Consider the following 20,596-nt stretch of genomic DNA (forward strand, 5'->3'; position numbering starts at 1 on the left):
GGCTGGGGGAGCCGTCGCGGTCGGAGACGAAGGCGAGGTAGCGGCCGTCGGGGCTCCAGGCGGGCGCCCAACTCGTGGTGTCGGTCAGCGCGCGGTGCTCGCCGCCGTCGACCTCGACGGTCCAGATCTGCTTCGCGCCGGAGCGGGAGAGCGTGGTGTAGGCGAGGCGCTGCCCGTCCGGGCTCCACGAGGGGTCGGCCTCCAGCAAATCGTCGCCAGAGGCGATGGGGGAGCGCGTGGTGCCCAGCCACTGGCGGTCCAAGCCGTCCGGGCGCGCGAGGACGAGCTCGTCGCGGCCGTTCTCGCGCGTGAGCAACGCGAGGCGGCGGCCGTCAGGGGAGGGGCGGAGCGCCCACTCGTCGCGGGGGGAGCCGGGGAGGCGGACCGGGTCGGCGCCGTCCGGGGCCATGCGGTAGGCCTCGGCGTTCATGTCGCGGCTGGAGACGAACACGATGGCCGCGCCATCGGGCGCGACGACGGGCTCGTAGTTGCCCTCGGGGTTGTCCGTGAGGCGCGCCAGCCCGCTGCCGTCGCGCCCGATGCGCCAGAGGTCGCTCGCGCTCGCGAGGTCGGCTTCAAAGGCGAGCCACGTGCCGTCCGGGCTCCACGACGGGTTGCGCGCGCGTCGCGTGGCCGGCGTCAGGACCGTCGCGCGCCCGCCTTCCCAGACCACGAGCTGCTCCAAGAGCTGATCGTCGTCCGCGACGGTCCGCCCGACGACCACAGCCTCGCCGTCTGGGGAGACCGCCAGAGGCACCTCGTCGAACTGCACGCTGCCCATCGCGCGGGCCTCTGGCGCCCCGGGCGAGAGGCGGTACGCGTGGCGCGCACCGTCGCGCTCCGACGTGTACACGAGGTCCGCGCCGATGGCGCTCCGCTCGGCTTCTGGAATGGTGGAATCGCCAGAGGCGCACCCGGTGGCGACGAGGACCAGAAGGAGTACGTGTGAAGCGCGCATGCCCGAAACAACCGGTGCCGCGGGCGATCTGCAATCGTTTAGACCTGATGAATGGATGATCCTGACATAATGGACGCTTGACCTACGCATCCGTGGGCGTTCGTCCTACACAGCGCGGATACGAAGACGGAAGCGCTTCCGGTCGCGGGGCTTTTCGGGCTCGGCCGACCACCTGTAACCATCCAGAAAACCGGCGCGTCCTCGGGCGTCCTTTCCCGATCTCCATGCGCCTCGCCCTTTTCGCCTTCGCCCTCCTCGCGCCTCTGGCGCACGCCCAGAACGCCCCCATCGCCTGGGCGCCAGAGGCCGGCTCCTTCACGCTCATGATCCCCGAGGCCGGCTGGGCCATGGAGATCGCCGAGGCCGACCTGGACTCGGTCAACGTCGTCAACCTCCCGCTCGTGGAGGACGGCGTGCGCTACTCCGTCGCGCTTGTCGGCGCGCGCGACACGCTGCGCGTGGCGCCAGAGGCCGCGGGCGTGTACCGCGTCCACATTGTGGGCCTCTCGCGCGAGGCCGCGTTCGACTTCTCCTTCTGGCCGCCCGACGAGGCGCACTACTCCGAGGCCTTCCGTGCCCTCCACGGCGGGACCTCGCGCTTCGAGACGCCAGAGGCATACGAGTTCGTCAACGTCGCCTTCGCGCTCACGCCCTCGGGGCGCGACACGTCGAACGTGCTCGTGTGGCGCGAGGGCGACTACTACGACGCCGTGATGGCGCACTTCGGCGCGCTCGCGGACCACCCGTTCGTCGCCGCGCTGGAGGCGGTGATCCAGGACGACGACTTCATACCCGTGCGCCAGAGCGCGCTCGGCTTCCGCTTTAGCGGCGACCGCTTCGTGGCGGACTCGGTCTACGTCGTCGTCGGCCGGGGCCAGAGCCGCCTCGCGTCCCTGCGGCCTCTGGCGGAGGACTTCGCGCGCGCCTCCGGCTTCCGCGCCTTCTACGCCGCGAGCGAGCCGCTGTACGCGCGCCAGAGGCAGGAGATGGCCGCGCTGCTGCCGGTCCAGCAGATGTGGGACTGGCTCGAAGCCGAGTTCCCCGAGCGCTCCCAAGGCTACCTCACGGTTTTCTCGCCGCTGACCTACGGCGCGCACAACGCGAAGGAGATGCGCGACGGCGACTACCGCGAGTCGGTGATCTTTATCGGCCCGCCGGCGATCCTGGACGACGCCTTCGGCTCGGTCGTGGGCGAGGGCACGCCCGCGTGGCGCCAGGTGGAGATGAGCCGCATGGCGTTTACCGAGTACGACCACACCTACGTCAACCCGTCGATGGAGCCTCTGGCGGCGGAGATCTCCGCCGCGATGGCCGACCTCGGCGCGTGGAAGGCGTACGGCGGCTACGACAGCCCGTTTGAGACCTTCGCGGAGTACATGACGTGGGCGCCCTTCCTGCTCTACGTGGACGCTCACTACCCGGCCGACACGGCGCGAGAGGCGCGCGAGGGCCTCGTCCGGTTTATGGAGGTCAACCGCGGCTTCGTGCGCTTCGGCGCCTTCGCGGACGCGCTCTCGGCGCTCTACGACGCCCGCGCCGAGGGCGAGACGCTGCACGACCTCATGCCCGCGATCGTGCGGTGGACCGCCCGGCAGTAGGCCTCTGGCGAACCCCCCGCGCCTCTGGCGCCAGAGGCAAATGAACAGCGCCCCGCCGACCAACGTCAGCGGGGCGCGAGAGGCAGGATCCGCCAGAGGCCTCTGGCGGGATCAGAGCGCCAGCTTTACGCCGCCGTTGGCGATAAAGCCGTCCGTCGGCGCCCACACGTCGGCAAACGTCGGCGTGGCGCGTGGGCCGATCACGACCGGACTGTAGTTCGTCTGCTGCGTGTCGAGGATGTTCTCCAGGTTGAGAAACAGGCGGGCGGGACCGACGCGCCACTCGCCCATGATGCCCGTCACCCAGTAGCCGGGCGTCCGCTCGCCATCGGGCAGCGTCTGCGGGCCGGTGTAGTACGCCTCCAGGCCGATCCGGCCGCGGGCGTGCTGCTCCCACACGAGAACGGAGTACGTCTTGTGCGCGGGCGTGAGCGCGAGGCTTTGGCGCGTGTCGCCAGAGGCCTCTGGCGTGGCCTCGGTCGCGTCGAGGTAGACGTAGCCGAGGAACAGCTTGAAGTCGTCCAGGCCGAGGCGGAGGTTGGTCTCCAACCCGCGCGTGACGACGGGGCCGCTGGCGTTCTGGTAGCGCAAGAGGCCGTCTTCGGCGCCAGAGGCCGGGACGAGCGCGTCGTCGAGGTGCGTGAGGTAGGCGGCCTGATTGAGCGAGAGCGTGACGCGCCCGCCGAGAACCGTCTGGAGGTTGACGTCGACCGTGACGCCCTCGGAGGTCTCGGCCTCTACCGTCTCGTCCAGCGGGAGCACGCCCTGGAAGGCGCGGCTCTCGGAGGGCTCCAGAAAGACCGTCGGGGCTTTGTAGCCCAGCCCGCCCGTCGCGCGGAGCGAGACCTGCGGGCTTACGCGCACAAGTGCCGAGGCGCGCGGCAGGACGAACGCGCCGTACTCGTCGTGGAGGTCGCCGCGCAGCCCGAGTTCGACCGCGAGCTGCTCGGACACGTCCCAGGTGTCCTGCACGAACGCGCCCGCGACGCGGTAGCCGTAGTCCAGCCGCTCGCCAAGGGCCAGGCCTCTGGCGTCGCTCTCGTCGAAGGCGTCGGTGCGGAGGTCGAGCCCAGCCACCACGTCGTGCGCGCCCCATCCGAACAAGCCTGACGCTTCCGAATAGCTCGTCGTCTGCAGCCCGCCGAACGCGTAGCCCGGGAGTTCGATGCTGCGGTCGAATGCGCTTCCGCTGTACTTGAGCGTGAGCACGTCGCCAGAGGCCAATGTGCGGTCCAAGCGCGCCTGCGATGTGAGGCGGTAGCTCGTGGAGCGCTCGGCGTAGCCCGCCGCGCCGTCCTCGATCACTGCGATGTCGCCGCCCTCGCGCTCTTCGGCCGTTCCTGAGAGCCCGGCCCAGATCGTCGTCGCGCCGGAGTAGACGTAGCCGCGCGGCGCGAGCGTAACGCGCTGCGTCCTCGGCAGGTTGGTAAAGGCGTCGCCGTCGCCGTCGTACGGCCTCTGGCGGTTGGCCGAGGCCAGGAGCGTGTAGCCCAGGTCCTCGTTGCGTCCCGAGAGAAACGCGCCCACGTCGAGCCCGCCCGCGCTCGTGGCGTTGAGCAGGAGCGAGCGCTCCGGCGCCGCCTCTGGCGTCTTGGTGACGAGGTTGACGAGGCCCGCGATGGCGTCGCCGCCGTAGAGCGTGGAGGCCGGGCCCTTGATGATCTCGACCTGGCGGAGGTCCAGCGGCGGGACCTGGAGCAGCGAGAGGCCGCCCGAGAAGCCGCCGTAGAGCGGGAAGCCGTCCTTGAGAAGCTGCGTGTAGCGGCCGTCGAGCCCCTGGATGCGGATCGACGCGTTGGCCGAGACCGCCGAGGTCTGCTGCACGACGATCCCCGGCGACTCGTTGAGGAGCATCGTGATGTTGGAGGGCTCCATCGAGATCTTCTCGTCGATCTCCTCGCCCGCGATGGTTTCGACTCGCGTCGGGATCTGCGCAATCGTGCGGCTGGTCCGCGTCGCGCCCACGACCACGTTGTCCAGCGACTCTTCGTCCTCTTCCATCTCCACCTCGATGGGCGCCTCCGGATCCGCCAGAGGCAGGGTGACGGCGACGCGAGCGGTCTCGTAGCCGACGAACGACACGACAAGCGTGCGCGCGCCCGCGCCGACGCCGGTCAGCCGCGCGAGGCCGCTGGCGTCGGCCGTGGCGCCGATGAGCGGCGTGCTTCCTTCCACGACGACCGTCGCGCCGGGAAGCGGGGTGCCCTCGTGCTCGTCAGTGACGCGCACGGTGACGGAATGGGTGGAGGCGCCAGAGGCCTGGGCGGCAGCGGCGATGGGGAGCAAGGCCACCACGAAGGCGGCGAATACGGACCCGAGTCGGGCCCAGCGTTGGGAAATCATAGCTGTGGGAAACGCCCCCTCCCGTTGAGAGGGCAGAGCAGAGACGTGCCGGGGGGGTCCGTGCGGACCGGCGACCTCGGCGGAGACGTGGGCTGCATCTGTGCAGCGGACCCGGCGGACAGCGCCTGCCGGGCGGTCTCTACCCCAGGGGGACGTGCTCAGGCCCGTCGGGCTCTACATCTGGCGGCGCATCCGCCGCCAGCGCGACCGGCAGGGCCTCTGGCGCCGGGCGCCCGCCGAGCGCCGGGACGACGGTCGTGGGCGCGAAGACGATGTGGCACAGGCAGTCCGCCGCGCTCTCGTCGTCCTGGTGGTGGGAGCCCTCGTGCGGATCGCCAGAGGCCGGGCGCTCGCCCGCCTCGTGCTGCCCCGCGCGGTCGGCCGCCTCCGCCTCGTCGGCGCACACGATCACGTCCGTCACCTGGATGGCGATCAGGACCGCCAGAAACGTGGCGAGGGGAGACAGGCAGCGGCGAAACGACTCCATGCAGCAGGGTACGGAGCCTCTGGCGACGCGTGCCGCACTCGGCGTGCAGTTCGCTCCGGGTTCACCGGGTCTGCCCGAGGCTCGGGCGCCAGAGGCGCAGACGCCAGAGGCCCGGGCCTGCTCAGACCGCCCGCCGCGCCCGCGCCCAGTTCACCGACTGCTGCCCCGTCAGGAAGCGCAGCACGCCCGGGAAGACCGCCGCGTGCATAAACACGACGTAGAGCGGGAGGCGGAAGCCGCGGACCGGCACTTCGCGCTCGCGCAACGCCCAGCCGAGCGCGGCGACGGCGTAGAACGCCACCTGCGCCGCCAGGAGCGCGGCGTAGACCCCGGCCTCTGGCGCGAGGACGATGTTGAGGATCAACGCCAGAGGCAGGAGCACCGGCGCGAGGGTCCAGCGGAGAACGCGGTGCGAGACGTACTGCAGCGTGAGGAGTCCGTGGCGGAACGGGTTGCACAGTCCGCGCAAGCGGCTCATGGCCTGCCAGCCGCCGGCGCAGATGCGCACCTTGCGCGTCCACTCGTCCTCCATCGACGCCGAGGGCGCCTCGGTCGCGCAGGCCTCTGGCGCGTAGGCCACGCGCCAGCCTTTTTCGGCCACGCGCAGCGAGAGCACGAAGTCGTCCAGGATCGTGTCGGGCTCGACCGGCTCCGCCAGAGGCGTCCTGAGGGCGAACAGCTCGCCCGCGGCGCCGACGACCGAGTGCAACTGGCTGTCCAGCTTCTTCAGCGCCGACTCGTAGCGCCAGTACAGGCCCTCGCCAGAGGCCCCGTTGGCACTCGCGCGCACCCGCTTCTCGCCCGCGACGGCGCCGACGGTCGGGTCCGCGAACGGGGCGAGCAGGTGGCGGAGTCCATCCGTCTCCAGCATCGCGTTGGCGTCGGTAAACGCGACCAGCGGCGTGTCGACGTGCGCCAGCGCGCGGTGCATCGCCGCGATCTTGCCGCGACGCTCGGGCTCGAACAGCACCTCGGCGCCCGCTTCCCGCGCGATCTCGGCGGTGGCGTCGGTGGAGCCGTCGGCGACGACGAGCAGGCGGAGGTCGCTGGGGTAGTCCTGGCCGAGCGTGTTGCGCACCTTCTCGCCGATGTAGGCGGCCTCGTTGTAGGCCGCGACCACGACCGTCGCCGCAGGCCACTCGGCAAACGCCTCTGGCGCCGGACGGCGGCCGCGGAGGCGCACGAGCAGCGCCGCCAGAAGCCCGTAGCCGATGTAGGTGTAGAACAGGACGGCCGCGGCGGTCCAGAACAGGATCTCGATCATCTCAGGGAGCGGATGGGCCGCGCGGGCACGCCCGCAACGACGGTGTAGGGCGCCACGTCTTTCGTCACGACGGCGCCAGCGGCGACGACGGCGCCCTCGCCGATGGTCACGCCTTTGAGGACCGTCGCGCGGGTCGCCAGCCACACGCCGTCGCCGATGACGATGGGCGCGGTCTTGCCCGCCGCGTCCAGGTCGCCGACGGCGTGGAAGTCGGAGTCCATCACGATCACGCCGGTCGCGATCTGGCACCCGGCGCCGATCCTCACCTCGTCTCGCGCCGAGAGCACGGTCCCGTTGTTGATGTACGTCCCCTCGCCCACGCTCAACCGCGCGCCCTCTCCGGCCGAGAGTTGCACGCGCGAGAGAAACGAGTGGACCGTCACATTGTCGCCGAGTGCGATCTCGCCAGAGGCGTTGACGTGGGGTCGGCCCCAGAGCGTCACGCGGCGGCCGAGCGTGCAGCGGCGGAGCCGCACCTGCGCGTTGAGCCACCGCAGCCCGCCGCGCCAGAGGCGCCCGGCGGACACGGCGGGACGCGAGGGGCGGGCGGGGAGGTCGAGAGTGGCGTCCATGTCAGAACCGAAAGCGGGCGGGACCTCTGGCGCCCCGCCCGGTGGTGGGAGTGTCGGGCTAGGCGGTCGCGAGGCTGCGCGAGGGCGCGAGCACACGGCGGGCCGGGGCCTCTGGCGCCTTGACGGGCTTGGCGGCCTCTGGCGCGGGCGTCGCCTCGGCGCTCGCCAGAGGCGTCGCGGCGGTCTCGGCCTCGGGGGCGCGGATGGCGTCCTGCCAGAAGGAGTAGAGCCCCTTGCTGATCTCGATGCCCTCGAAAAGGCTCCGCTGGAACGGCCCGGCGGTGCGCGCCCAGCGCGCCATCTTGTCGAGCCCGGCCTCCAGCGTCACGCCCTGGCGGAGGTCGCCGAAGTAGCGGTTGAGCACGGCGTGGTCGGTCCAGGCGTGCTTCACCTCGGTGCGCGCTTCGAGGTGGATCACGTTCGGCGTCACGCCCATCGCGCGGGACACCTCCTCGGCCATCTCCAGGATCGTGTACGGCTGGTCGGCGCCGACGTTGACGATCTGGCCGTACACCTCGGGGTGGTTCACGCTGTGCGCGATGATCGGCGCCACGTCGGTGATGTAGCTGAAGGCGCGCGTCTGGAGCCCGTCGCCGTAGACGGTCATCGCCTCGCCCTCCAGCACCTTGTTCATAAAGATGCCGATCACGTTCCGGTAGCGGTCGCCGAGGTTCTGGCGCTCGCCGTAGACGTTGTGCGGGCGGAAGATGATAAAGTCCATCCCGAACATCGTCTTGGCCTGCTGCACGTCCATCTCGGCCGCGAACTTGGCGACCCCGTACGGGTCCTCGGGCATCGGCGTCATGTCCTCGCGCATCGGCACCTGGTTGGAGCCGTAGACGGCCATCGAGGACGTGAACACAAAGCACTTGACCGTCCCGGCGTTGACGGCGCCGTTGACGAGCGTGGCGGTCCCGAGCAGGTTGTTCGTGTAGTTGAACCGGCGGATAAACGGGCTCAGGCCCTCGGCGGCGTAGGCCGCGAGGTGGTACACGTAGTCGAACTGGTGCGTCGCGAACAGCTGCGCGACGAGCGCCGCGTCGGTGATAGAGCCGTGCACGAACTCGACGCCCTCCGGCACGTTGTCGCGGTAGCCGCCCGAGAGGTCGTCGAGCCCGACGACCTTGTGCCCCATCGCGAGCAGTTCGTCGGCGACATGGGATCCGATAAAGCCGGCGACGCCGGCGACGCCGGTGACGAGAGAGACGGGAGCAGACATAGCGGTGTTGGCTGGGGTGGTGGGCGCATCGCCCTGTGTGGATGCTCCAGTTTCTCCCTCTGGCACCCGCTTCCTGCCCACCCTTCGACCAACCCCGCCGCTCCTTCGACGAACACGCGCCCCCGTTCGACCGGGCCTCTGGCGCCAGAGGCCTCTGGCGTCTGCGGGAAGACGCGCGCGGTACCCGGTGGCCCCTCAGCCGTGCACCAGCGCCTCGTAGAGATCGACCCACCCGGGATTCTCCTCTTCGATCAGACGCAGCTTCCATGCCCGCCTCCACTCTTGAGCTGCTTCTCCCGCGCGATGGCGTCGACGACGCGCGGATGCTCCTCGAACCAGACGAGACGGTGGGTGCCATGCGCCTTCGAGAACCCGTCGTGCGCGCCCTCCTTGTGCTCCCGGACTCTGCGGACGAGGTCGCTCGTCACGCCGAGGTAGAGCGTCCCGTTGCGCTGACTGGCGAGGAGGTAGACGAAGCCGGTCTTCTGAGACATGGGCTGAGGATAGAGCACGAGCCTCTGGCGAAGGATCCAGACTCGCCCCCCTCGCTCCCACCTACAACGTCATCCCCGCGAAGGCGGGGATCCAGAGTATCGGGAACGACCTCAGGCTGCCTTCTCGGCTCAGGACGCGCGCCAGAGGCGGTGCCGCCACGGCCTTTCCCTCCCTGCGTCGCCAGAGGCCTCTGGCGAAGAAAGCAGTCGTCACTCTGCATTCCCGCCTGCGCGGGAATCACGACTGAAAGGGCTCTACTGAGAAAGGGTGGTTCGCGATATCTACCGGCGTTCGTGTGAGGGCGGGATGCGCCTCTGGCGCCAGAGGCGCGGCGACCTAGCCCAGAGCGGGCGCCAGTGCGGCGGGCACAGCCACGCCAGAGGCCTCTGGCGCGAGGGCCGCTTCGTACTCCGCGAGCATGAGGCGGGCGGCGTGGTCCCAGGAGAAGGTGGCGGCGCGGCGGCGGCCTCGGGCGGAGAGCGCGCGGCGGAGCGGCGAGCTACCCAGGACCTGCTGGAGCGCGGCGGCGATCTCGGCGGGTTGGCGCGGGTCCGTGAGGAGCGCGGCGGCCCCTGCGACCTCGGGCATCGACGCGGCGTCCGACGTGATGACAGGCGCGCCGCAGGCCATCGCCTCCAGGATGGGGAGGCCGAAGCTCTCGCGCAGCGACGGGTAGAGGAACGCGTCGCACAGGCTGTAGACCGCAGGGAGGTCCGCGTGGGCCATGTAGCCGGGGAGGACGAACAGGTCGGCCAGGTCCATCGCGCCGAGGGCGCGGAGGTGCGCGGCGAGGGCCTCTGGCGCGAGGTCGGCGACGACGAGCGGGACGGGCGAGTCCGTGCCTCTGGCGTAGCGGACGTAGGCGTCCACGGCGCCCGGAATGTTCTTCTTGGGGTCCGTGTTGCCGAGGAGGAAGACGAAGCGCTCGGGCAGCGCGTAGCGCTCGCGGACGGTGCGGAGGCGGCCCGGGTTGGTCTCTGGCGCGAACGTCTCGCTGACGGCGTTGGGGACGACGCTCAGCACGCCAGAGGCCTCGGGGAAGCGCTCGGCGATGCGGCCGGACTCGTACGTCGAGACCGTGGTCACGCGGGCGGCGCGGCGCACGGCGCCGGGCACGACGGCGCGGCGGTACTGGTTGCCCAGCCGCTGGTAGGCCGATCCGCCGCGCAGCAGCGGGCTCCCACCCTCCATAAAGATGATGTCGTGCAGCGTGAGCACGACCGGGACGGGCGACGCCAGAGGCGCCGTGTTCGCCGTGCAGTGCAGCAGGTCCACGCCCGCGGCTTTGGCAGCACGCGGCAGCGCGATCTGCTCCCAGGTCGGGTACGAGCGGGCCTCCACCTCGACGACCTCCAGGTTGGCCTCTGGCGCGAGGCAGCGGTCCTCGCCGGGGCGGACGAACGCGACGAACTCGTGCTCGGGCGCGAGCGCCGGGAGCCGCCGGAGCAGCTCCAGCGCGACGATGTCCATCCCGTGCTTGCGTGCGCGAAAGAGGCGCTGGGCTTCGATTCCGATCCTCATGAGGGGGCGGTGACGTGGGCCGCGGTGTGCGGCGTGTGAATGAAGGTGCGGTTGGCGCCTCTGGCGGAGAGACCCGCGCGGAGCATGAGCACGAGCGCGCCCGGCAGGTGGAGGAGGTCGCGGCCGAGGCTGCGCCAGAGGCCCGCGGGGATGCCGAGTGCGATGGCGAGACCGAGCGCGAGGCCGAGCGCGACCCACGGCGCCAGAGGCGCGCCCGCAAGCGCGGCCAGGACGGTGAGCACGGGCACGGCGCCGAGGAGCAGCGCGCGCGGCGGCAGGATCATCTGCAGCGCCTTGTCGGCGTAGTCGGCGTTGCCGGTCCGGGCGAGCGAGAGCAGCGCGGGGCCGAGGTGCTGGCCGGCGTAGTGCGCCTGCGCGGCCAGCCAGCGGCGCCTCTGGCGGACGAAGACATCGGGCGCGGCCGCCTTCTCGTCGTAGATGACAGCCTCTGGCGCGTAGGCGATGCGCGTGCGGCTCCGCGTCAGCTCCAGTTCGAGCTCCTTGTCAAAGCCGCCGATGGCCTCGGCGCGGGCCATCAGGTCGGTGAAGAGCGTGGCATCGAAGGCCATGCCGGAGCCGATGAGGGCGGCGCTCAGGCCGAGCGCGGCGTGGCCGCGGCGGAAGATGTGGTTGTTGACGTGCTCGGAGAGCGCATCCAGACGCGCCAGAGGCGTGTCGAGATTTTTGGCCACGCGCTGCCCCTGCACGACAGGCGAGAGTGCCCGCGCGTCGTCCAGCCTCGCGAGGGCGCCAGAGGCCATCACGTTGTCGGCGTCGAGCACGACCACGGTCTCGTAGAGGCCCGGCGGGAAGGCCTCGGTCGCGGCGCGGAGGGCCTTGGCTTTGGTGGAGCGCTCAAACTGCACTTGCAGGACCGTCGCGCCGAGCGCCAGAAGCTGCTCGTTCGTCTCGGGCTGGAGCCCGTCGGCGATCACGATCACATCGAAGCGGTCCGACGGGTAGTCCTGCGCGAGCGCCTGCCGGGCGCTTTCGACGATCACGGCGTCCTCGCGGTAGGCCGGAAGCAGCACGGCGGTCTTGAGCCGGGCGCCCGCCTCGGGCGTGGAAATCCGCCTCGCGCGGCCCGCGATCGCGAAGACGAGGAGGTAGCCGACGGCGAGCGCCAGAGGCGCCCAGAGAAGCGTGAAGAGGACGGTCATGCCGAGATGCGGATGGGGCCTCTGGCGCGAGCGCGGCGGGCGGCGGGGCGGTCGAGGGCGACGAGGGCGGGACGCGGCGCAAGGCGCTCGTCGGGCGTGAGGCGTGGGTGCGAGAGGTGCCACGCGAGGCCCTGCCCGACGGCGCGGACGTGGTCCCACTGGCCCGCGAGGGCGAAGCGGACGGTGTGGACGAGGCTCGCGAGGAGCACAAACGCCATCGCCAGAGGCGTCCGCCAGCCGAGGCCGTTGCGGCGCAGGTAGAGCAGCCGGTTGCGCGTCTGGAAGCGCGTCTTGAGCGGGCTCGCCTTGCCGACCGTGACCGACTCCTTGTGCCAGACCGTCGACTCGGCGACGTAGTGGGCCTTCCATCCCGCGCGGCGGAGGCGCGTGCCGAAGTCGATCTCCTCGTAGTAGATGAAGAAGTCCGCCCCCAGCATCCCGACGGTTTCCAGCACGGCCCGGCGGATCAGCAGCGCGGCGCCGTGGCCCATCTCGGTCTCGCCAGAGGCGTCGTGCTGGCCGCGGTCGATCTCGCCGGAGCCGACCCAGCGCGCCTGCCCGCGGAACGGGTCGACGGCGGTCCCGCCAGCGTACTGGATGCGCTCGGGATCGTGGTAGTAGCGGATCTTGGGCGAGGCAGCGCCGATCTGGGCGTCGGCCTCCATCGCGACGACGAGCGGCTCCAGGAAGTCGGGCTCCACCTCGGTGTCGTTGTTGAGCAGCAGCACGTACTCGCCTCTGGCGTGGCGCATGCCGAGGTTGTTGCCGCCGGTGAAGCCGAGGTTAGTGGCGCTCTTGATCAGACGCGGGCGCGGCGAGTAGGCCGCGATCTTCGCCACGTCGTGCGCCTCGGAGCCGTTGTCCACCACGACGACCTCCAGGTTGGGGTACGTCGCGCGGGAGAGCGAGGCGAGGAGGTCGCAGGTGACCTCGGCCTGGTTCCAGTTGAGGGTGACGATGGAGACGAGCGGCGGCATGGCGTGCGGGGTGTCGGAGTGCCCGCAGGATCCGGCCTCTGGCGCCAGAGGCGGGCCGCGCTTCGACGAACGCCCGCTCTGGTTCGACGAACGCCGGGCGCGCGTCTTTGGGGCCTCTGGCGGCGCCTCCTCGGGCGACCCAGCGGGTCGCCCCTACGCGTCTTTGGCGCCAGAGGCGCACGGCCAACGCTCGCATTTCCATCCGTCATTCCCGCGCAGGCGGGACCGCGCAGCGTCACCACAGGTCATCCAGAGTGATGAGTGCATACCTCGCCAGAGGTCTCTGGCGGTGCAAGGAGGGAAAGGCCGTGGCGAGGCCGCCTCTGGCGCTCGTCCTGAGCCGCTAGAGTATTCAGAGGGTCGTTCCCGGTACTCTGGATCCCCGCCTGCGCGGGGATGACGCTGTAGGTGGTAGCGAGCGTCGCCCTCCCCCGACCCCTCTCGTCCGGGAGGGGAGGAGAGGCTGAGCCTCTGGCGCCAGAGGCGGATGTTCTACGCCGCTCCTGCCTACGACCCTCCTCCCCCAGACGGGGGAGGTCGGGAGGGGGTGACCGGGCGAGCGCGATGCAGGCCTCTGGCGCCGTGCTGGGTCCCTCCCTCCTCAGTCCTGTCTCCCCCGAAAGAGGGGGCGTTCAGTCCCCCAGGGACATGCAAGGCCGCCTCTGGCGCCAGAGGCGCGTCCCCGGCCGACGCCGCATCGCCAGAGGCCTCTGGCGGAGAATCCAGCCGCGGCGCGAGGTACAGCGCGGCGACGCTCAGCGCGACGATGATGCCCGTCGGCATCTGCCCGAGGACCTGGTTGCCGTAGCTCGCCACGGCGATGCCGCAGAGCCCGGCGAAGAGCGCCGCGAGGCGTTGGCGCAGCGCGGCGTCGCGCACGCGCAAGAGGCGGCGGAGGGCGCCCGCCAGAAGCGCGGCGAGGCCCGAGAGGTAGAGCCACAGGCCGACCGGCCCCTGCTCTGCCCAGATCTTGACGTACCACGAGTCCAGCGCCAGCTCCGCCAGGAACGTGCCCGGCGAGAAGCGCTGGCCCCAGTAGCCGCCCGAGCCCACGCCGCCGCCGAACGGGCGGCTCTGGAGGTAGGCCTTCAGCTTTTTCTGGTTCTCCAGCCGCACCTGCAGGCTCGGGTTGTCCGAGCCCTCCACGACCGCCGTCCGCATCCGCTGCACCTCGTAGATGCCGCTGCCGACGCTCGTGAACTTGAGCGCGCCGTAGACCATCGCGAGCGCCACCATGCCCATCACGAGCAGCCGCCAGTTGCCGCTGAGGAGGAAGTAGACGAAGAAGCCGATCATCGGCACCGCCATCGCGCCGCGCGTGCCGGAGATCAGCAGGCCGTAGATGCCGAGCACGCCCGCGACGGCGAGCAGCACCTTGCGCCAGAGGCCCTCGGGGCCGAGCGCGAGGATGATCGCCGCGAGCCCCATGTGGCCCATCGCGGCGCCGAACTGGCCGGAATCGGAGTAGAACGAGAAGACGCGGAGCTTGCCGAAGAGGAGGTGCGTGGACAGGTTGCCGGGCACGTTGAGCCACGCCTGCTCGGCGCCGTCGAGCCCAATGAGCTTCTGCTTCGCGCCCCACAGCACGCCGAGGACCGAGAAGGCGAACCAGAGCCAGAGCAGCCGGTCGAGGTCGCGCCGGTCTTTGATGAGCAGCAGGAACAGCGGGACGGCCAGAAACGGGTACAGCGCCACGCCGCGCATCGCGTAGAACCACGCCGCGATGCTCCGCGCCTCGGGGTTGACGATCTGAAGCAGGTTGTAGGCCATCCAGACCGTGACGGCCACCACGGCGCCGTTTTTCAGCCGGTCCCACTCCCACTCGCGCGGCCGCAGCGCGACCGCCAGAAGCGTGAGCGCGAGAAAGGCGTCCACCAGCAGCCCCGTCGGCGCCGGGACGTAGCGCGTGATGCCGACGCCCACGAACGCCACCACGAGCGTCGCCGCGAGCCCCCAGCGTGGGTCCAGGATGACGCTGCGGACCACGTAGAGCGCCGGCACGAGCCCCACGAGCGCGAGCCCCACCAGCAGCCCGCCTCTGGCGACCGCGAGCCCGAGGACCACCGCGCCGATCACCGCCGCCGCGCCGATGGCGATGCGGCGCGGGCCTCTGGCGTCGTCGGTGGGGAGGTCGATCACGGGAGGGAAGCTAGATGTGTGCAGGTATCGGCCGGGTGCGCGCGGGCGTGAGGGGGGCGCGGCCTCTGGCGCCAGAGGCCTCTGGCGTTCCTCCTTCCCCACCACCAACGTCATCCCCGCGGAGGCGGGGATCCAGAGTACCGGGAACGACTCTCAGGCTGCCCTCTCGGTCCAGGACGAGCGCCAGAGGCGGCCCCGCCACGCCCTTTCCCTCCCTGCACGCCAGAGGCCTCTGGCGACACCAGTGCTCATCACTCTGGATTCCCGCCTCCGCGGGAATGACGGCTGGGGGGGCTTGCTCTTCACCGGCTACCCACCACCATCGGGAGCACGGCGCCAGCGCGCGCCAGAGGCACCTCGCGGGAGAGGAGCCAGAGGCCGACGAGCACGCCCACCGCCGTCATGCCGACCGTGACCGCGGCCACGCCGGTCACGCCGAAGCCGAGCGACAGCGCGAGGGCGTCGCCCGCGAGGTTGGCCGCGAGCATCGCGCCGACCTTGAGCGTGTTGAGCTGCGGGCGGCCCAACGCGTCGAGCGCGAGGCCGAGAAAGCGGTCGAGCGGGAGCAGGAGCGCGTAGAGGAGGAACCAGCGGAAGGCTGCGCCCGCCTCGGCGTAGGCCTCGCCGCCGAGGAACGCCGTGGCCTCTGGCGCGAACACCCAGCCCAGGACGGCGGCAGGCAAGAGGAGCAGCGTGAGGCCGCCCACGTCGCGCCAGAGGCGGGAGCGGAAGGCGTCGTGCGCCCCCGCGCGGGCCGAGCGCGCGAGCGCCGGGAACGCCGCGACGGCGAGGCCGCGGATGGGCACCTCGGCGGCCTCGACGAGTTTTTGGGGCACGCCGTAGAGCGCGACCGCGGCCGGACCCAGGACCGCGCCGAGGATCAGCGCGTCGGCGCTGCGCAAGAGGTTGGCGCCGACGGTTGTGACCGCGCTGAAACGGCCGAAGCGGAGCAGCGCGCGGATCTCCGTGCCTCTGGCGAGACGCACGAGGCGAGGCCGCGCCCACCCGAGCCCGATCGCGAAAAGGGAGACCGCCCCGTGGATGCCTGCGTGCGTCCACGCCAGCGCGCCGACCGTCAGGCCGTCGCGCATGAGGACGACCGCGACGACGAACAGAACGCTGACCGCCAGCCGGAGCGCGAGCACGCGCCCAAACCGCTCCTCCGCCTGCGCCCGCCACGCCGCGACCGTGTGCCCCAGCCCGCCGACCATCAAGGCCGGGAACGCTGCGAAGGCCGTCCAGAACACGCCCGCGCCGCCCATCGCGCCCGCCCCAAACCCGCCGCTGGCGACGAGCGCCGTGACGCCGAGCGCGAGCGCCCACGCGGCGCCGAACGACTGGTCCGACGCCTCTGGCGCGGCGCCAGAGGCCCGCTGCACGAGCGCCGCCTGCACGAGCCCGCTCCGCAGCATGTCGAAAAACGTGGCGACCGTGAGGTAGAGCACCCACGCGCCGAAGGCCTCTGGCGAGAGCGCCCGCGCGACCATCGCGAAGCCCGCGAAGCCGAGAATGGCGCCCGCGGCCTGGGCGCCGAGCGAGAGGGCGCGAGGCCCCCGGAGAAGGGAGATCAGGCGGCGCATCTCAGGCGGCGACGCAGTCCACGCCAGAGGCGGACTCGATGACCGAGGCGAACGCCTCGGCGCGGGCCTCCCACGTGTTCTGCCGGGCGAAGGCGATGCGCGCCGTGCGCGCGCCCTCGGTGTGGTCGTGCAGCGCGGCGTCGATGGCGCGGGAGAACACCTCCGTGTCGGACGCCGTGTAGACGAGCGCTTCGGCGTCGCCCAGCGGCGCGAACGGCGTCGTCACGACGGGCCGGCCGGCGGTGAGGTACTCGTTGAGCTTGAGCGGGTAGATGCTGCGCGTGAACCGCGAGACCTTGAACGGGATGGTGCCCACGTCCATCCGCGCGAGAAAGCCCGGCAGCACCTCGGGCGCGTGCGAGCCCGCGAGCGTCACGTTGGGATACGCCTTCAGCGCCTCGGCCTCTGGCGCCGTCACGCGGCCGACGAACAGGAAGTCGAGGTCCGTCCGGCGCGAGATGACGCCGTGGAGCAGGTCGAAGTCCACGCGGGAGTCCAGGCTGCCGATAAAGCCGACGCAGGGCCGCGCGTTTTCCGTCTCGCCAGAGGCCTGGTTGAACAGGTCGAAGTCGACGCCGTTGGGCACGAGGTGGACGTTCGCGTGCCGCCTCTGGCGGCTGTTGCGGAGGCACTCGGACGTGACCACGACGGCGTCGGCGTGCGCGAGGTACTCGGCCTCCAGCCTCGCGCCGTGCTTACCGACCCACGGCGCGGCGGCGATCTCGTCGTAGCCGTAGTAGACCCTCGCGCGCTCGCCCAGCGCTCCCGCCAGAGGCAGGCCGATCTGCGGCGCGAAGGCGGTCACGACGGTCGGGCGCTCCATGCCCAGCTTCCGCATCGCGGACCGGATGCTGGCGCCCACGATCTGGCCGTTCATCTCCAGCGCGGCGCGGAACGCCCGGCCCTCCTCCATCCACTGCGTCGGCACGACGGGCGGCGGCGTGAGCACCCAGACCGGGCCGTGCGGACCGTCCACGCGGCGGAGCCTCTGGCGCCCGAGCATCCGGCCGAGCGGCGCCGAGCCCAGCCCGGCGGCGGAGCGGGCCGCGTCGGCGAGCGTGAAGGCGTAGTCCACGTAGAGCACGCGGTAGTGCGCCGCGAGCGCCTGCATCAGCTGCACGGTGGACTTGACGTAGTCGCCGTCCCAGGCGGGCTGGGCGAGGCAGACGAGGGCGGGTTTCTGGACGTCGTTCATATCGAATCGGGAAGGCCTCTGGCGCCCCCGGATCGGGTTTGGGGCAGGCGACAGCGGGTCGGTCTAGCTGGGTATCAGGAGTGCGGCAAGGAGGAGCGGGACAGTCCCAAAATCCCTCCATCCCGCATCCCCTATCCCTCTTGTGTCAGCGGCTGAACTCGAAGCGGGCGAGGCGTTTGGCGAGGCGGCGGACGCCGCTGCGCTTGCGCGGCAGGTCGCCCACGAGGCCTTCGAGGCGCATCGGCTGAGCGCCGGTGAGGACGAGGTGCGGCGCGTGGCCGCTCGCGCGTTCGAGCGCCTCGGCGGTGTGGGCGTCGGCGGTGGACCACGAGCGGCTGGCGCGGGCGGCGAGCAGCGTCACGTCGGCGTGCGCGAGGAGGCCGAGCGGGAGCGGGGCGTCGAGGACGGGCGGGAGTTCGAGAATGGTGATCTCGGCGCCAGAGGCCGTGTTGCCCGGCACGCCAGAGGCGAGTTCGTCGGGCGTTTCGGTCTCCGGGAATGCGTCGCTCACCTCGTAGGCGGTCGCGCCGCCCTCGGCGTGGGGCGCGAGGTAGCGGACCGACCGGCCTCTGGCGGCGAAGCGCTCGGCCAATCGTGCGGCCACGAACCCGGCGCCCTCGCCGCTCTGGCCGCTGGCGACGACGACGAGTTGCGGCTCCTGCGCGTCGCGCTCGCGGAGGGCGAGGGCCACGTTGCGGAGGAACTGGGCGTCGAGCGGCTTGAGCAGCGTCTCGGTCGCGGGGGCGACGGGGTAGGCGCCCGCCAGAGGCAGGCCCGACACCTCGGCGGCGCGCTCGGGCGTCCGCATCGACTGGTCCAGGATCTCGACGCCGAGCAGGCTGCCGACGCAGAGCACCAGGCCCGCCATGAACGCCACCGCGACGAGCAGCGGGCGCTTGGACGAGAGCGGGCGCGCGGGCCGCTCCGGCGCCGCGACCACGTCGAGGTTGGCGGACTGCTCCAGGCTCTTCTGGCGCATCCGCGCGAGGTTGAGGCTCTGGAGCATCTCCATGTAGGTGCCCTCGGCGATGTCGACCTCGCGCTCCAGGCTGTTGAGCGTCGAGCCCAGCGGCGCGAACACGTCGTAGACGCGCTGGTACTCGTCGCGCCTCTGGCGGAGAACGGCGAGGCGCGCGCGGCCCTCGGTCACGGTCGTGGCGTGCTCCAGCCATGCGCCCGTGAGGGTGCTGCGCGAGACGCCCTGCTCGGAGTGCGTGAGCCGGTGGAGGCCGCGGACGGCGCTGTCGAGTTCGGCGCGGAGGCTGTCGACCGTCGCGGTGTCGGCGGCGCCAGAGGCGGGGGCTTTCTCGCCGGGGGCGGCGGGGATCGCGATGGCTTCGGCGCGGGCGAGGCGGGCCGTCGCGGCGGAGAGGGCGCGGCGCTGCTCGGCGACGGACTCGCTCTGGATCAGCACGGCCTCGCGCTCGCTCAGGCGGCGCTCGGTATCGCGCAGGGCGCCTTCGGACGCGGCCAGCGCCATCTGCTCCTGCTGCACCTCGTGATCAAGCTGCTCTTTCTGCGAGGCGACGTACTTGGTCTGCTCGTAGTAGTTGATGATCCGGTTGCGCACGCCAAAGTCGCGCATCCCGCTGACCGCGCTGCGCAGCGACTGGTTGGCGACGGCCGTCTCCTCCTCGAAAAAGGCCACGATGTCGCTCGTCTCGCGCGTCTTCATCTCGCGGAACTCGGTGACCACCTGGTCGAGAAGGATCTGGAGCGTGACCTGCGCCAGCGTGGCGTCCGGCGCGTTGTAGCGCACCTCCACCATGTCGGAGTTGCCGACGCGGTTGGCCTGGATCGCGCCCTGGAGCGTGCTCACGTTGAACGGCGAGGGGTCGACGTAGAGCGCGGCGTAGACGGGGCTCTCGATCTCGTTCTTCTGCGCCGCGAAGCGCGTGTAGGTCGCCTCGGTAGACGCGCGTCCGCCTCTGGCGGCGACGGTCCGAACCAAGCCTGTGGCCTCCTGTGCGTCGTAGTCCTCCAGGCGCAGCTCGCCAGAGGCTTCCATCGCGAGAAGCGTGAGCGCGACGTGCTCGACGGCCCGGCGGCTCTTGATGAGCTGGATCAGGTTGTCGAAGGCGGTCTGCGTGGTCAGGTAGTCGGCGCGGGCGCCGTTCTCGGAGTCGATGGAGTAGCCGGAGACGAAGCCGGTGTAGAGCGTCGCGGAGGCGGCGTACTCGCGGGGCAGATCGCGCGTGGCCCAGAAGGCCGCGGCGGCCATCGCCAGAGGCACGAGCACGAGGAGAGCGGCGTGGCGGCCGAGCAGCCGCAGGAACTGGAGCAGGCTCATCGGGACGCGGCGGCGAGGGTGGCGAGCGGCGTGCCGCAGAAGACTTCGAGCTGCGCGTAGGCGGTCAGGTAGTCGGTCCGGGCGGTCTCGTAGGCCGCTTCGGACTCGGCGGCGATCTGGTCCACGCGCGCCAGCTCGGAGACGGGGATGTCGCCCTGCACGAACTCGGACTCGGCCATCGTGAGGTGCGTCCGCGCCGACTCCATCCCACCGGAGCGGACGCCGACGAGGCGGTAGGCCAGCTCGGTCTTGCGGTAGAGCGCGATGATGACGAGGTCGAGTTCTTCGTCGGCCTCGGCGCGCCTCTGGCGGGACTGCTCCAGCTCGGCCTCGGCCTGTCGGGCTTCGTGCTTGCGGCCCATGAAGTCGTAGAGCGAGACGCGGACGCTCAGGCCGACGGTCGTCCCCAGGCTGAGCTGGTCCACGATGGCGTTGCCGTACGTCCCGGCCGAGGCGCCCACGTTGACGCCGATGTTGTCGGACCACGCGCGGCGCGTGCGGTCGAGCTGCGCCTCGTTTTTGGCGACCGTGGCGTCGGCGTAGCGGAGCGTGGGCGACTGCGCGCGCACGGCGCCGAGCACGGCGTCGAGCGGCGGGAGGACGGGCAGCTCCTGGGCGCCAGAGGCGGTAGCGCAGAGGAGTGCGAGCGAGAGGAGAAGCGAGCGTGTCATCGAGGTGTGGTTGGCTGACCGCTCGCAACGTCCCCTTTCCTCTCTCTCTCCCGGCCCGGCTTTCGACGAACGCGGCGCCGGCTTCGACGAACGCGGCCTCTGGCGCGGCGGCCGGGGCGCGCGATGG

General features: G+C 71.4%; 15 protein-coding genes and 1 pseudogene. 1 reads left to right on the forward strand and 15 read right to left on the reverse strand.

Translation table 11 applies throughout. The annotated features are described in order from the left end of the window. Positions 1-958: TolB family protein (locus BSZ36_RS19150; protein ID WP_179270939.1), on the reverse strand; the 958-nt coding region annotated here is incomplete at its 3' end. A gap of 224 nt (positions 959-1,182) precedes the next feature. On the opposite strand from BSZ36_RS19150, the gene BSZ36_RS00190 reads away from it, so the two are divergent. Further along, a complete protein-coding gene (locus tag BSZ36_RS00190) occupies positions 1,183-2,556 on the forward strand; it encodes a DUF4932 domain-containing protein (protein WP_094545156.1) in 1,374 nt (457 codons plus the stop codon). Between the two features lie 111 nt (positions 2,557-2,667). On the opposite strand, the gene BSZ36_RS00195 is transcribed toward BSZ36_RS00190, so the two are convergent. From BSZ36_RS00195 to BSZ36_RS19155, 14 genes and pseudogenes are all read right to left on the reverse strand, one after another. Next, entirely contained in the window at positions 2,668-4,899 is a 2,232-nt protein-coding gene (locus BSZ36_RS00195) for a TonB-dependent receptor (RefSeq protein ID WP_094545157.1), read from the reverse strand. A 139-nt stretch (positions 4,900-5,038) separates the two neighbouring features. Further along, entirely contained in the window at positions 5,039-5,386 is a 348-nt protein-coding gene (locus BSZ36_RS00200; protein ID WP_094545158.1) for a hypothetical protein, read from the reverse strand. A 121-nt stretch (positions 5,387-5,507) separates the two neighbouring features. Next, a complete protein-coding gene (locus tag BSZ36_RS00205) occupies positions 5,508-6,650 on the reverse strand; it encodes a glycosyltransferase family 2 protein (protein WP_179270940.1) in 1,143 nt (380 codons plus the stop codon). Further along, complete coding sequence (locus BSZ36_RS00210) at positions 6,647-7,222, reverse strand: acyltransferase (RefSeq protein WP_094545159.1); 576 nt, start codon at positions 7,220-7,222, stop codon at positions 6,647-6,649. Before BSZ36_RS00210 ends, BSZ36_RS00205 begins: the two co-directional genes overlap by 4 nt. A gap of 58 nt (positions 7,223-7,280) precedes the next feature. After that, complete coding sequence (locus tag BSZ36_RS00215) at positions 7,281-8,441, reverse strand: NAD-dependent epimerase/dehydratase family protein (RefSeq protein ID WP_094545160.1); 1,161 nt, start codon at positions 8,439-8,441, stop codon at positions 7,281-7,283. A gap of 195 nt (positions 8,442-8,636) precedes the next feature. Next, positions 8,637-8,935 (reverse strand): annotated as a pseudogene (locus tag BSZ36_RS00220) (GIY-YIG nuclease family protein). A gap of 337 nt (positions 8,936-9,272) precedes the next feature. Further along, positions 9,273-10,457, reverse strand: a complete 1,185-nt coding sequence (locus tag BSZ36_RS00225; RefSeq protein ID WP_094545161.1) for a glycosyltransferase family 4 protein — start codon at positions 10,455-10,457, stop codon at positions 9,273-9,275. Continuing rightward, positions 10,454-11,617 carry a glycosyltransferase family 2 protein gene (locus BSZ36_RS00230; protein WP_094545162.1) on the reverse strand — a complete coding sequence of 388 codons (1,164 nt, stop codon included), beginning with the start codon at positions 11,615-11,617 and terminating at the stop codon, positions 10,454-10,456. Before BSZ36_RS00230 ends, BSZ36_RS00225 begins: the two co-directional genes overlap by 4 nt. Continuing rightward, positions 11,614-12,594, reverse strand: a complete 981-nt coding sequence (locus BSZ36_RS00235) for a glycosyltransferase family 2 protein (protein ID WP_094545163.1) — start codon at positions 12,592-12,594, stop codon at positions 11,614-11,616. Before BSZ36_RS00235 ends, BSZ36_RS00230 begins: the two co-directional genes overlap by 4 nt. 507 nt (positions 12,595-13,101) lie before the next feature. Continuing rightward, the gene (locus BSZ36_RS00240) at positions 13,102-14,733 is read right to left on the reverse strand and encodes an O-antigen ligase family protein (RefSeq protein WP_218827492.1); all 1,632 of its coding nucleotides are present in this window, start codon (positions 14,731-14,733) and stop codon (positions 13,102-13,104) included. Between the two features lie 302 nt (positions 14,734-15,035). After that, complete coding sequence (locus BSZ36_RS00245) at positions 15,036-16,313, reverse strand: lipopolysaccharide biosynthesis protein (protein ID WP_094545165.1); 1,278 nt, start codon at positions 16,311-16,313, stop codon at positions 15,036-15,038. 1 nt (position 16,314) lies between these two features. After that, positions 16,315-17,508, reverse strand: coding sequence for a glycosyltransferase (locus tag BSZ36_RS00250; protein WP_094545166.1), 1,194 nt, complete (start codon positions 17,506-17,508; stop codon positions 16,315-16,317). 145 nt (positions 17,509-17,653) lie between these two features. Continuing rightward, positions 17,654-19,798, reverse strand: coding sequence for a GumC family protein (locus BSZ36_RS00255; protein WP_094545167.1), 2,145 nt, complete (start codon positions 19,796-19,798; stop codon positions 17,654-17,656). After that, positions 19,795-20,469 (reverse strand): TolC family protein, encoded by a 675-nt coding sequence (locus BSZ36_RS19155; RefSeq protein ID WP_179270941.1) that lies wholly within the window; start codon positions 20,467-20,469, stop codon positions 19,795-19,797. Before BSZ36_RS19155 ends, BSZ36_RS00255 begins: the two co-directional genes overlap by 4 nt. Between the last annotated feature and the right edge of the window lie 127 nt (positions 20,470-20,596).

Origin of the sequence: Rubricoccus marinus, assembly GCF_002257665.1 — a bacterium.
GTDB lineage: Bacteria > Bacteroidota > Rhodothermia > Rhodothermales > Rubricoccaceae > Rubricoccus > Rubricoccus marinus.